Annotated in this window: 9 protein-coding genes and 1 pseudogene; 8 read left to right on the top strand and 2 right to left on the bottom strand. The window is 64.6% G+C overall.

Annotated features, from left to right (window positions below; genetic code table 11):
* Positions 1-130 precede the first annotated feature (130 nt).
* The 5 genes from JaAD80_RS22770 to JaAD80_RS22750 all read left to right on the top strand — a co-directional run bounded on the left by JaAD80_RS22770 (position 131) and on the right by JaAD80_RS22750 (position 5,974).
* Entirely contained in the window at positions 131-1,207 is a 1,077-nt protein-coding gene (locus JaAD80_RS22770) for an ABC transporter permease (protein WP_102297746.1), read from the top strand.
* 4 nt (positions 1,208-1,211) lie between these two features.
* Entirely contained in the window at positions 1,212-2,129 is a 918-nt protein-coding gene (locus JaAD80_RS22765) for an ABC transporter permease (RefSeq protein ID WP_102297752.1), read from the top strand.
* A 21-nt stretch (positions 2,130-2,150) separates the two neighbouring features.
* Positions 2,151-3,236, top strand: coding sequence for a BMP family ABC transporter substrate-binding protein (locus tag JaAD80_RS22760; protein ID WP_102297744.1), 1,086 nt, complete (start codon positions 2,151-2,153; stop codon positions 3,234-3,236).
* A 120-nt stretch (positions 3,237-3,356) separates the two neighbouring features.
* A complete protein-coding gene (locus tag JaAD80_RS22755) occupies positions 3,357-4,193 on the top strand; it encodes an HDOD domain-containing protein (protein WP_102297741.1) in 837 nt (278 codons plus the stop codon).
* 137 nt (positions 4,194-4,330) lie between these two features.
* On the top strand, positions 4,331-5,974 hold the full coding sequence (locus JaAD80_RS22750; RefSeq protein WP_102297738.1) for a M28 family peptidase: 1,644 nt from the start codon (positions 4,331-4,333) through the stop codon (positions 5,972-5,974).
* A gap of 284 nt (positions 5,975-6,258) precedes the next feature.
* Here the strand turns inward: JaAD80_RS22750 and JaAD80_RS22745 are convergent, their stop codons facing one another.
* Together JaAD80_RS22745 and JaAD80_RS22740 are read right to left on the bottom strand one after the other, a co-directional pair.
* Positions 6,259-7,473 carry an MFS transporter gene (locus JaAD80_RS22745; RefSeq protein WP_102297737.1) on the bottom strand — a complete coding sequence of 405 codons (1,215 nt, stop codon included), beginning with the start codon at positions 7,471-7,473 and terminating at the stop codon, positions 6,259-6,261.
* 197 nt (positions 7,474-7,670) lie between these two features.
* Positions 7,671-8,669 carry an LLM class flavin-dependent oxidoreductase gene (locus tag JaAD80_RS22740; RefSeq protein ID WP_102297734.1) on the bottom strand — a complete coding sequence of 333 codons (999 nt, stop codon included), beginning with the start codon at positions 8,667-8,669 and terminating at the stop codon, positions 7,671-7,673.
* Between the two features lie 207 nt (positions 8,670-8,876).
* Between JaAD80_RS22740 and JaAD80_RS22735 the strand changes: the two genes are divergently transcribed.
* From JaAD80_RS22735 to JaAD80_RS22725, 3 genes and pseudogenes are all read left to right on the top strand, one after another.
* Positions 8,877-10,379: a dipeptidase gene (locus tag JaAD80_RS22735; protein ID WP_102297733.1), complete on the top strand. Its 1,503-nt coding sequence runs from the start codon at positions 8,877-8,879 to the stop codon at positions 10,377-10,379.
* A 64-nt stretch (positions 10,380-10,443) separates the two neighbouring features.
* On the top strand, positions 10,444-11,577 hold the full coding sequence (gene galT, locus JaAD80_RS22730) for a galactose-1-phosphate uridylyltransferase (protein ID WP_258003131.1): 1,134 nt from the start codon (positions 10,444-10,446) through the stop codon (positions 11,575-11,577).
* Positions 11,574-12,140, top strand: a pseudogene (locus JaAD80_RS22725) (peptidase M24); the annotation flags it as partial. The gene galT and the pseudogene JaAD80_RS22725, both read left to right, overlap by 4 nt.

The following is a 12,140-nucleotide window of genomic DNA, read 5'->3' as shown; positions in this document are numbered from 1 at the left end:
GAAGGGGACGGCCCATGGCTAAGTTCGTCTTGCGGTTGGAAAAGCGTCAGGTGTATCCGAAGGGGACGGCCTATGGCTAAGTTCGTCTTGCGGCTGGAAAAGCGTCAGGTGTACCCGAAGGGGACGGCCCATGGCTAAGTTCGTCTTGCGCCTGGAAGCCCGTCCGTCCCCGTCGCGCCTGATGTCGTGGCTGTCGCCCCTGCTGGCCGTGCTGCTCACGGTGCTATGCGGCGCGCTATTGTTCATGGCGCTGGGCCACGATCCGCTGGCGGGACTGGCCGTCTTTTTCGTCGAACCCTTGCGCGATGCGCACGGCTGGTCGGAGCTGGGCCTCAAGGTGGCACCGCTGCTCTTGATCGCCGTGGGCCTGGCCATCTGCTTTCGCGCCAACATCTACAACATCGGCGCGGAAGGGCAGCTGACCCTGGGCGCCATCTGCGGCGGCGCGGCGGCCCTGTACCTCGACGACGGCGTGGGTAGCGCGGCCATCATCGGCGTGTCCTTGCTGGCCGGCATGGCGGGCGGCATGCTGTGGGCGGGACTGGTGGCCTGGCTGCGCGACCGCTACAACGCCAGCGAAATCCTCGTTTCGCTGATGCTCGTCTACATCGCGCAATTGCTGCTCAGCTATCTGGTGTACGGCGTGCTGCGCGATCCGGAAGGGTTCAATTTTCCCCAGTCGAAACTGCTGTCGGACGGCTTGCTGCTGCCGATGGTCATCAGTGATACGCGCTTGCACGTGGGTATCGTCTTCGCCGTGCTGGCCTCGCTGGGCGGCTGGCTGTATTTATCCCGCAGCATCGCCGGCTTCCGCCTGCGCGTGGGCGGCATGGCGCCGGCCGCCGCCCGCTATGCGGGGTTTTCCTCGCGCAAGACCTTGTGGTCGTCCTTGCTGATTTGCGGCGCCCTGTCGGGCCTGGCGGGCGCCTGCGAAGTGCTGGGACCGATGGGGCAGCTGACGCCCACCGTCTCGCCTGGCTATGGCTTTGCCGCCATCATCGTTGCCTTTGTCGGACGGCTGCATCCGGTGGGCGTGATTTTTTCCAGCTTCGTCATGGCCCTGTTTTATATCGGCGGCGAACTGGCGCAATCGCGCCTGGGCTTGCCCAGTGCCATCACCGGCGTGTTCCAGGGCATCTTGCTGTTCGCCTTGCTCGCCTGCGACGTGCTGATCCAATACAAACTGCGCTGGAGAAAACATGGATAACCTGCTGCTGACCATCGCGCCCCTGCTCGCCGCCAGCATCAACGCGGGCACGCCGTTGATGCTCGCTGCCCTCGGTTTATTGGTGAATGAAAAGGCGGGCGTGGTCAACCTGGGCGCGGAAGGCATGATGCTGGTCTCTGCCATCACGGGCTTTGCCGTGGCCGTCAATACGGGCAGTGCTACCCTGGGCTTTCTGGCGGGCGCCGGTGCCAGCATGCTGCTGTCCGGCTTCTTTGCCTGGCTGACCGTGTGGCTGGGCACGAACCAGTATGCGACGGGCCTGGCCCTGTCGCTGTTCGGCGCCGGTGCCTCGACGTATATCGGTTTGAAGTACGTGGGCAACAGCTTGCAGAACGGCCGCTTCGGCATTCCCTTGCTGGAAGACATACCCGTGCTGGGGCCGGCCCTGTTCCGCCAGCATCCGATGGTGTACCTGTCGCTGCTGCTGTGCGCGGCCATCGCCTGGTTTTTATACCGCACGCGGGCGGGACTGGTGCTGCGCGCCGTGGGCGAATCGCCCGCGTCCGCCCATGCGCTCGGCTACCCCGTGCGCCGCATCCGCCTGGCGGCCGTGCTGTTCGGCGCCGCCTGCTGCGGCCTGGCCGGCGCGTTTTTATCGCTGGTGTACACGCCGCTGTGGGTCGAGGGCATGGTGGCCGGGCGCGGCTGGATCGCCCTGGCGCTGACCACCTTTGCCACCTGGCGCCCGGCGCGCGTGGTGGGCGGCGCCTACCTGTTTGGCGGCATCACGATTCTGACGTTCCACGCGCAGGCGCTGGGCGTGCCGATCGCCTCGCAGCTGCTGTCGATGCTGCCGTATCTGGCGGCCATCGTCGTGCTCGTTCTGATTTCCAGCAATGCCAATTACATCAAGCTCAACATGCCCGCCTCGCTGGGGAAAAATTTCAATCCCGGAAGTTAATCACTCACCACAAGGAAAACCATGAGCAAGAAACTGTTGTGTGCAGCCGTCTGCAGTGCCGCATTGATGTCCGCCATGCCCGCCATGGCTGCCGCGCCCGCCGCCGCGCCGCTGAATGTCGGTTTCGTGTATATCAGCCCCATCGGTGACGCGGGCTGGACCACGCAGCACGATATCGCCCGCAAGGAAATGGAAAAGGCGCTGGGCAGCAAGATCACGACCAAATATGTGGAAAACGTGCCGGAAAGCGCGGATGCGGAACGGGTGATCCGCGACCTGGCGCAAACGGGCAGCAAGCTGGTCATCACGACGTCGTTCGGCTACATGAACCCTACCTTGAAAGTGGCAAAGCAATTTCCGAATGTGAAGTTCATCCATTTGACGGGCTATAAAACGGCGCCCAACGTGGCCAACACGAATGCGCGTTTCTACGAAGGCCGCTACCTGGCCGGCGTGCTGGCGGCCAAGATGAGCAAGACGCATGTGGCCGGCTATGTGGCGGCGTTTCCCATCCCGGAAGTGTTGCAGGGCGTGAACGCTTTTACGCGCGGCATGCGCAGTGTCGACCCCAAGGCGGAAGTCAAGGTGGTGTGGGTCAACAGCTGGTTCGACCCGGGCAAGGAGCGCGACGCGGCCATCACCCTGATCGGCCAGGGCGCCGACGTGGTCACCCATCACACGGACTCGACCGCCGTGGTGCAGGCGGCCGAAGAGAAGGGCAAGTATGCGATCGCCTACCATTCCGACATGAAAAAGTATGGACCGAAGGCGCAGCTGGCCGCCGTCACCCACCACTGGGGCGACTATTACACGAAGCAGGCGCAAGCCGTGCTGGACGGTACTTGGAAAAGCAGCAGCACCTGGGGCGGCATCAAGGATGGCATGGTCAAGCTGGAAGGCATCAATGCCGCCGTGCCGGCCGACGTGAAACAGTTTGTATTGGCACGCGAGAAAGACTTGGTAGCTGGCAAGCTCAATCCCTTCAGCGCACCGATCAAGGATAACGACGGCAAGGTGCGCCTGGACAAAGGCGTGCTGGACGATGCGGCGCTGACGAAGATGGATTATTTTGTCGAAGGGGTGGCCGGGAAAGTTTCCGGAAAGTAATAGGTTTGAGTATAAACTTGCTGTAATATTGCCGGAAACGGGAGCAGGGCCTGGAACCATGCGCATTCCCGGCCCGTCCACACAGCAGAGCCTGCATAGGCCCGTACCGGAGATTGAGCCATGGACAGACTGGAAGTATTCAAGATTATCGCGCTGCAAGCGAGCAAGGGGGAACTGACGTTCCCCGCCAACGTCAAGGCCACCTTGAAGCTGCAGGAAGCGCTGGACGACCCCGATTGCCATATCGAGGCGGCCGCGCGCATGGTCATGGCCGAGCCGCTGTTGTCGGCGCGCGTCGTGGCGCTGGCCAACTCGGCTGCCTACAACCGTTCCGGCAATGAAATCGCCAATGTGCGCGCGGCCGTCTCGCGTCTGGGCTTTGCCACCCTGAAATCGATGGTGGCCTCCGTCATCGTGCGCCAGCTGGGCAGCCAGATTACCGATCCGCAATTGCGCGCCAAGGCGGCCAAGCTGTGGGAGCATACGGCCCACGTGGCCGCGCTGAGCCAGGTCATCGCCAAGAAGGTCACGCACGTGGACGTGGAAACGGCCATGTTTGCCGCCATCGTGCATGAAGTGGGCGGCTTTTATCTGCTGTCGCGCGCCGAGGAATATCCGGGTTTGCTGGACGACAATACCGAAGACTGGATCGAATACGGCGAAAAGCTGATCGGCCGCGGCGTGCTGCGCCAGCTGGAAGTGCCGGACCTGGTGCTGCAGGCCGTGGAAGGCATGTGGCATGGCGGCAGCCCCTTTCCGCCGCGCACCCTGGGCGCGACCCTGGTGCTGGCGAACGACCTGGCGCCCGTCGGCTCGCCCCTGCACCCGCCGGAAAGCGCCGCGCGGCGCCAGGCGGCGGCAATGATCGACTTCGGCATCGGCGGCAGCACCCTGCACACCATACTCGAGGAATCGGCCGAGGAGATCGAATCCCTGGCGGCCGCGCTGCTGGTCTGAAGCTTTTTCCTGACGCATCCCCGCCCTTGCCGCGGGGATTTTTTTCGTCCGCATTTTGATCCATCTTTCCCCATGGCATACAATCGCCGGCGCGGCTATCCGCCGCACTGTCTTCCTCCTCTTATCAAAAGGATCTTATGCAGAAGCTGTTCTCTTCCCTGGCCGTCACGGCGCTCGCTTCCAGCCTGGCGCTGGCGTTTTCCGCGCACGCCGCCGCGCCTGCCGCCAATGGCTTGCCGCAGGTACAGGAGGCGCCCCTGCGCGCGCACCTGGCTTTCCTGTCGAACGATTTGCTGGAAGGCCGGGGCACGGGACAGCGCGGCGCCGACCTGACGGTGGCCTATCTGGAAACGCAGGCGCAGATGGCCGGCCTGAGGCCCGTGCGCGGCAATAGCTTCCGCCAGAGCGTGCAGATCGCCGGCGTGAAATCCTTGCCTGCCGAGAGCAGCCTGCAGGCGCTGGCGGACGGCAAGGCCGTGCCGCTGGCGTTCGGCCCGGACTGGGTCTGGGCCACGGGCGACTCCGTTGCCGCGCATACCTTCGATGCGCCGCTCGTCTTCGTCGGCTACGGCATCACGGCGCCGGAAGAGGGCTGGAACGATTTCAAGGGAACCGATGTCAAAGGCAAGATCGTCGTGATGATGGTCAACGATCCGCAGCCGACCGCCCTTGATCCGAACCGCTTTGCCGGCAAGGCGCTGACGTATTACGGCCGCTGGACGTACAAATTCGAGGAAGCCAAGCGCCAGGGCGCCGCTGGCGTGCTGCTGATCCACACGAAGCCATCGGCCTCGTATGACTGGAGCGTGGTGCAGAACAGCTGGAGCGGCAGCGAGCGCTTCCAGCTGGCGGACCGCACTGCCGGCACGCCACTGCAGGGCTGGATCGCGGAAGACGCGGCGCGGCGCCTGTTTGCGGCCGGCGGGCAAGACCTGGATGCCTTGCGCGCGCAGGCGGAAAGCAAGGATTTCAAGGCTGTCGCATTGAACGCCAAATTGTCGGGCGAAATGAAGTCCACGGTGCGCAAGGTGGAGCAGTTCAATATCGCCGGCATGGTGCCGGGCACGGATCCGGCACTGAAAGAGGAAGCCGTCATCTACAGCGGCCACTGGGACCACCTGGGCAAGCAAGGTGACAAGGGCGATACGATCTATAACGGCGCCGTCGACAATGCCTCGGGCACGGCAGGCCTGCTGGCCATGGCGCAGGAAGCCGTCAAGCGACCAGCCAAGCGCACGCAGATATTCCTGTGGGTGGCGGCCGAGGAACAAGGCTTGCTGGGCAGCGCCGCGTATGCGGCCGATCCCTTGTGGCCGCTGAACAAGACGGCGGCCGCGTTGAACCTGGACAGCCTGAACTTTGTCGGCGCCACGCGCGACATCGGCGCGCAGGGCAGCGAGCGCACGGAGCTGGGCGCCATCGCCGCCACGGTGGCCAAAGCCATGGGCATGCATATCGCGGCCGCCCGTCCGGATCTGGCCGGCGGCTATTTCCGCAGCGACCATTTCAGCTTCGCCAAGGCTGGCGTGCCCGCGTTTTCCATCAATGGCGGACGCGAGTACATCAAGGACGTGGAAGCGTCGAAAGCCAAGGCGGCCGCGTATGGCCCGCGCTACCATCAGGTGACCGACGAGTACGACGCCAGCTGGGATTTGTCGGGCATGACGCAGCAGGCGCAGTTCACCCTGAACCTGGGACAAGCCGTGGCGAACGGCGCGAAGATGCCGGCCTGGAAGGCGGGCGACGCGTTTGGCAAGGCGCGCGAAAAAGCGGCAAAGTAAGGCGTGGTTCGTGGCGCGGCAGTGTCGGCTTACGCGCTGGCGCGCTAAGCCGACCTACGTGATTTGTTCCGCCAGCAGCAGGGGGCGGTCGGATTAGCACGAAGAGCGTAATCCGACAACGCCATGGTCTATGCCAACAATGTTGTCAGCTTACGCGCTGGCGCGCTAACCCGACCTACGTGATTTGTTCCGCCAGCAGCAGGCGTAGGTCGGATTAGCGCGGCAAAGCCGTGCGTAATCCGACAATACTGTTAGCGCCACAGTATTGGCAATGCTGCGTCGGCTCAGGCGGCCCGCTCGAGCCGCCGCTGCGTATGCCGGTACTTGCTCCACACCAGCAGCATCAAGAGCGGCATGGCGCCGCCGACCATGCACAGGGCCGGCCAGCCGCCGGCCGCATAGCTGGCGCTGGCCAGTGCCGAACCTGCCGAAGCGCCGATAAAGCCGCCCGCGATAAAGACTGTCGTCACGCGCGCCCGCGCATGCGGCGCCAGTTTATAGATGATGGACTGGTGCGTCACTTGCAGTCCCATCACGCCCATGTCCAGCAGCACGATCCCGATCAACAGCAGCACCAGCGAATGCGCGCCAAAGCCGATCAGGGCCCAGCCCGCGATCGACGCCACGGCCAGCAGCCAGGTGGCCTGGCGTGCGTAGCCGCGGTCGGCCATGCGGCCCGCCGTGTTGGCGGCAAACGCGCCCGTCGCACCGGCCAGGCCGAACAGGCCGATCTGCATTTCCGAATAGTGGTAGGGCGCGCCGCTGAGCAGGAAAGTCAGGCCCGTCCAGAAGACGCTGAAGGTGCCCAGGCCCAGGCCCGAGAACAGGGCGCGCTGGCGCAGCAGCGGTTCCTGGCGGATGATCTCGGCAAGGGAGGCCATCAGCTTGGCGTATTGCAGCTTGCCGCGTGGCGCTTCGTTCGGCAGGATGCGCCGCAGCATGACGAGCAGGGCCGCGACAACGATGGCCGCCAGCACATATACGCTGCGCCAGCCGCCGCTGATCTGGGACACCGTGCCGGAGACGGTGCGCGCCAGCAAGATGCCCAGCAATAAACCCGTCATGACGGTGCCCACCATGCGGCCCCGGCTGTGATCGGGCGCATACGAGGCCACCATGGCCGTGACGACCATCAGGGCGCTCGACGTGATGCCCATCAAGACACTGGCGATGGCAAAGACAATAATGTTCTGGCTGGTGGCGGCCAGCAGCAGGGCGCCGATCTTGGCGATCAGCATCCACGTCAGCAGTTGGCGGCGGTTCAGCACGTCGCTCAGCGGTACCAGGAAGACGATGCCCAGCACATAGCCGATCTGCGTGGCGGTGACCAGGTAGCCCGCTTGCGGCACGCTGACGCCAAACGCGGCGGCCAGCATGGAGGTGAGTGGCTGCACATAATAGAGGCTGGCGACGAGCACGCCAGCGGACAGGGCGAACAGCAGGATGCGGGTCGAGGTCAGCAGGGTGCCGGCATCGACGGTAATTGGTGCGGATTTCATGCGAGACAACTTTCCTGGAATGACGCTTTTGGATGAGCATGATAGCGGGGCTGCGCATTTCTTGCCGGGCACGGCCGATTTTGCGGGGTGTCGATAGACAAGACAGCAGGCAAAACCGCAGGCAAAAAAATCCCGGCGATCGTTGCCGACGGCCGGGAAAAGGGTATATGGGGATATACCGAGGGAGGAAAGCTCAGTTACTGTTGTCGCGCCAGCTCCGCATGCACCTGCGCCGTGATTTCATACGAGCGCAGGCGGTGGTGGTGCTCGAAAATCTGCGAGGTGATCATCAGTTCGTCGGCGCCCGTCTCGGCAATAAAGGCGGCCATTTTTGCCTTGACGGTGTCCGGCGCGCCGATGGCGGTGCACGACAGCACGGAATCGAGCATGGCGCGTTCCTGCGGTCCCAGCTGCTCCAGGTAGCCTGGCACGGGCGGTTGCAGACGCGACGGGCGGCCCGTGCGCAGGTTGACGAACGCTTGCTGCATCGAGGTGGCGCGCAGGTGCGCTTCGACATCCGTGTCGGCGGCGAATACATTGAAGCCCAGCATCACGTAGGGTTTCGCCAGCTGCTTCGATGGCTTGAAGTGTTCGCGGTAATACGCGACAGCTTGCAGCATCATCTGCGGCGCGAAGTGCGAAGCGAACGCATACGGCAAGCCCAGGTGGGCAGCCAGCTGCGCGCCGAACAGGCTCGATCCGAGTATCCACACGGGTACTTTCGCGCCCTTGCCGGGCACGGCCAGCACGCGCTGGCGCGGCTCGTCGGACATGTAGTCGATCAGTTCCAGCACGTCTTGCGGGAACTGCTCGGCGTCGGATTGCAGGTCGCGGCGCAGCGCGCGCGCCGTGGTCTGGTCGGAGCCGGGCGCGCGGCCCAGGCCCAGGTCAATACGGCCCGGATGCAGCGCTTCCAGGGTGCCGAACTGTTCCGCTATGACCAGCGGCGAGTGGTTCGGCAGCATGACGCCGCCCGCGCCCACGCGGATGCTGGTCGTGCCGGCCGCCACGTTGGCGATCACCACCGCCGTGGCGGCGCTGGCGATGCCGGGCATGCCATGGTGTTCGGCCAGCCAGTAGCGGTTGTAGCCCCAGCGTTCGCCGTGCTGCGCCAGGTCGAGGGTGTTCTTGAACGACTGGCTGGCGTCGCTGCCTTCGGCGATGGGGGCGAGGTCGAGTATGGAAAATGGAATCATGATAGCGATATCGGGACGTGGTGGAAAATCACAATGGATGATTTGTCTATCCCCTGATGGCAGCAGGGTCAGCCATGGCAGGGAAGACAGCTGGACACATGATAATGCGAATCGGGATTTTGCGTACTGATCGGTAAAAAACTCGCGTTGATTGGAAAGCAGGCTGTGGAATGCTAGAGTGGCTTCCCCAACTTTATGCCACCTGCCATGTTCAAGAAACCCATCCTGCTGACTGTGCTGAGTCTGCTGTTGCCATCCGCCCATGCCGCGCCGGTCAGCCTGCAGGCACAGGAAACGGCCCGCTACGCGCTGGCCACCTATCCCGAGCCGCTGATCGCCAGCCTGGCAAAAATGGTCAGCTACAACACGGTGGCCGACCCGGCCGTGCCATTTGCTGACAATCCCCAGCACACGGGCTTCAAGCGCTACCTGGCACAAGAGGCGCAGCGCCTGGGCTTTGATTTTCAGGATCATGGCCATGTGGTGATCATCGGCATGGGCAGTGGCAGCGAGCGCGTGGGCGTCATCACGCACGGCGACGTGCAGCCCGTCAATCCCGCCAAGTGGGCCCGCTCGCCATTCGAACTGGACCGCATCAGCGAGCCGGGCAAACTGCTGGGACGCGGCACGGAAGACGACAAGGGTCCCATCGCCACGGCCCTGTACGCGATGAAGGCCATCCAGGACCAGCGCGTGCCGCTGAGCAAGCGCATCGAGCTGTATGTCTACATGGCCGAGGAATCGGACTGGGAACCATTGAAGCAATTCCTCAAGACGCATACCCCGCCGCAAGTAAACATCACCATCGATGCGGAATATCCGGTGGTGACGGCCGAGAAGGGCTACGGCTCCATCAAGCTGGCCCTGCCGCCGCGCACGGCCATGCCGGCGGGGAATGGCCCTGTGCTGGCGAGCCTGACGGGCGGCTTCTTCGCCAGCCAGATCCCGGAAGATGCGCAAGCCGTCATCAAGCATGCGCCAGCCGCGCTGGAAACGGCCATCCGCGCCCGCGCGCAAGGTCAGCAGGGCATGCACTATAGCTATGCGCGCGAAGGCGACACCTTGACGATGACGGCGCTGGGCGTGTCGGCGCACTCGTCGAAACCGGAAGACGGCGTCAACGCCATCAGCATGCTGGCCGACGCGCTGGCCTTGCAGCCGTGGCAGGGCACGCAGGCGGCCGACATGCTGTCGTTCCTGAATGAACTGGTGGGTACGGGCATTTACGGTGAACGCTTTGGCCAGATCGCCTACCGCGACGGCTTCATGGGGCCGATGACGGTGGCGCCCACCGTGCTCAGGCAGAACGGCGGCGCGCTGGAGCTGAACATCAACCTGCGCCGTCCACAGGGCAAGACGGCGGCCCTGCTGCGGCAGCAAGTGACGGCCGCCTTTGAAGGCTGGAAGGGGCGCCGGCAGGTGCCGGCCACCTTGCAGGCGCAGATCGGCGAACCGTGGCTGCAGACGGCGGCGCCGCAGATTCCCACCCTGCTGTCCGTCTTCGCGCATTACACGGGCGTCGCCCATCCTCAGCCGGTGGCCATCGGCGGCGGCACCAATTCGCGCCTGTTCCCGAACGCCGTCAGCTTCGGCCCGGCCATGCCGCACACGGTCTACACGGGGCATTCCGAGCATGAGTTCATCACGGAAAAACAGTTGCTGCTGAACTTGCAGATGTACACGGCCGTATTGATCGAATTGGCCAAATAGGCTGGAACTTTGCCGGTGGCGGGCTGTCTTAGAGTCTTGGTGTCTCTTGAGATGGTGAAACGCGATGAATCGCCCGCAACCGTATTGCCAGCCACTGTATTGCCAGGAACTCGTCAAGCCGGACGGGCGGCGCATGACCCTGTACAGCCGCCATGCCTTCGCGGCGCCAGCGGCGGCGCCCAGTCCGTTTCCTCAGCCGCAGGAAGCTAATCCGCATTTGCGCTGGCATCCCTTGCGTGGCGAATGGGTGGCGTATGCGGCCTACCGCCAGGGCCGCACCTTCTTGCCGCCGCCCCAATACAACCCGCTGGCGCCCACGCGCGATCCGGCGCACCCTACCGAATTGCCAGCAGGCGACTACGATGTCGCCGTCTTCGACAACCGTTTCCCCAGCCTGGCGCTGGACGCCCATGATCCGCCCGCCGTGACGGTGGCCACGGCGCCCGCCGCCGGCCACTGTGAAGTGGTGGTGTTTGCCCAGGATGCCAGCGCCTCGCTGGCAACCTTGCAGGTCAGCCATATCGCCTTGCTGCTGCAAGTGTGGGCGGCCCGCACGCAGGCGCTGGCCAGCCGGCCCGGCATCGCCTACGTGCTGCCGTTCGAGAACCGTGGCGCCGAGGTGGGCGTGACCCTGCATCATCCGCATGGCCAGATCTATGCCTATCCTTTCATCCCGCCCGTGCCGGCGCGCATGCTGGCGCAGGAGCAGGCGTATTTCGCCCGTCATGGACAGGCATTGCTGGTGGACATGGCGCGCCAGGAGGCGGACGCCGGCGAACGTCTGCTGTACCTTGGACCGCATGCCGTGGCGTTCGTTCCCGCCTGCGCCCGCTATCCCTATGAAGTGTGGCTGATGCCGCGGCGGCAGGCGGACAGTTTTGCCGCGCTCTCGGCGGAGCAGCGCGGCGACCTGGCGCGGGCCCTGAAAACGGTGCTGCTGAAATACGATGGCCTGTGGCAGCGCGAGATGCCCTACCTGATGGCCTGGTACCAGGCACCGACCGACGGCCGCGCGCATCCGCACACGCAGCTGCATGCACAGTTTTATCCGCCGTACCGCACGCGCGAACGGCTCAAATACCTGGCCGGCACGGAGCTGGCCGCTGGCATGTACGCCATGGATGCCTTGCCGGAAGAATCAGCGCGGCAGTTGCAGGACGTGCGCGTGGCATGGGAAATGGCAGGGGATATCGCATGAACTGGAATATTGAACTGGAAATTGCTCATAAAGTAGCGCAGATGCGCGGCTGGCTGGAACGGGAACGGGCCGGCGCGCTGCGCCTGCGTGGCGTGGACTGGTTTGCCTGGGCCACGGCGGGCGCGTCCGGCAGCCCCAGCCAGGCGGCCGAGTTTGGCTGTGCGGAAGTGCTGGTCACGCGCGACGCCGCCTATATCCTCACCGACGAGGCCGAGGCGCAGCGTCTGCGCCATGAAGAAGTGCGCGGCAGCTGGACCTGGCAAGTGTCGCCCTGGATGCAGCCCCGGCTGGCCGAGCTGCGCGAACATTTCGTGCAGCATGCGGCGGGCGGCTGGCCCGTGCTAAGCGACCGGCCGGGCCTGCATGAACGCAGCCTGCCCGCCGTCCTGCGCGAAGAGCGCCTGCCCCTGCTGGCCGCGGAACAGGCACGCTACCGTGAAGTGGGCCGTTTGGCGGCCGCTGCCGCCAGCGAGGCGCTGCGCGCCGCCCGGCCCGAGTGGAGTGAACAGGACCTGGCAGGCGCCTGCGCGCGCGCCTTGTGGGTCCGCGGCTTGCAGAGCGTG

It is taken from the genome of Janthinobacterium sp. AD80 (genome assembly GCF_002878455.1).
Lineage (GTDB): Bacteria > Pseudomonadota > Gammaproteobacteria > Burkholderiales > Burkholderiaceae_D > Janthinobacterium.
The sequence above is the reverse complement of the archived record's forward strand: the minus strand, read 5'-3'. Positions and strand labels throughout refer to the sequence as shown.

Excerpts from the sequence above, each read along its gene's own strand:
- JaAD80_RS22770 (WP_102297746.1), top strand. The coding sequence starts at position 131 with ATGGCTAAGTTCGTCTTGCGCCTGGAAGCCCGTCCGTCCCCGTCGCGC.
- JaAD80_RS22760 (WP_102297744.1), top strand. The coding sequence starts at position 2,151 with ATGAGCAAGAAACTGTTGTGTGCAGCCGTCTGCAGTGCCGCATTGATG.
- JaAD80_RS22755 (WP_102297741.1), top strand. The coding sequence starts at position 3,357 with ATGGACAGACTGGAAGTATTCAAGATTATCGCGCTGCAAGCGAGCAAG.
- JaAD80_RS22750 (WP_102297738.1), top strand. The coding sequence starts at position 4,331 with ATGCAGAAGCTGTTCTCTTCCCTGGCCGTCACGGCGCTCGCTTCCAGC.
- JaAD80_RS22745 (WP_102297737.1), bottom strand. The coding sequence starts at position 7,473 with ATGAAATCCGCACCAATTACCGTCGATGCCGGCACCCTGCTGACCTCG.
- JaAD80_RS22740 (WP_102297734.1), bottom strand. The coding sequence starts at position 8,669 with ATGATTCCATTTTCCATACTCGACCTCGCCCCCATCGCCGAAGGCAGC.
- JaAD80_RS22735 (WP_102297733.1), top strand. The coding sequence starts at position 8,877 with ATGTTCAAGAAACCCATCCTGCTGACTGTGCTGAGTCTGCTGTTGCCA.
- galT (WP_258003131.1), top strand. The coding sequence starts at position 10,444 with ATGAATCGCCCGCAACCGTATTGCCAGCCACTGTATTGCCAGGAACTC.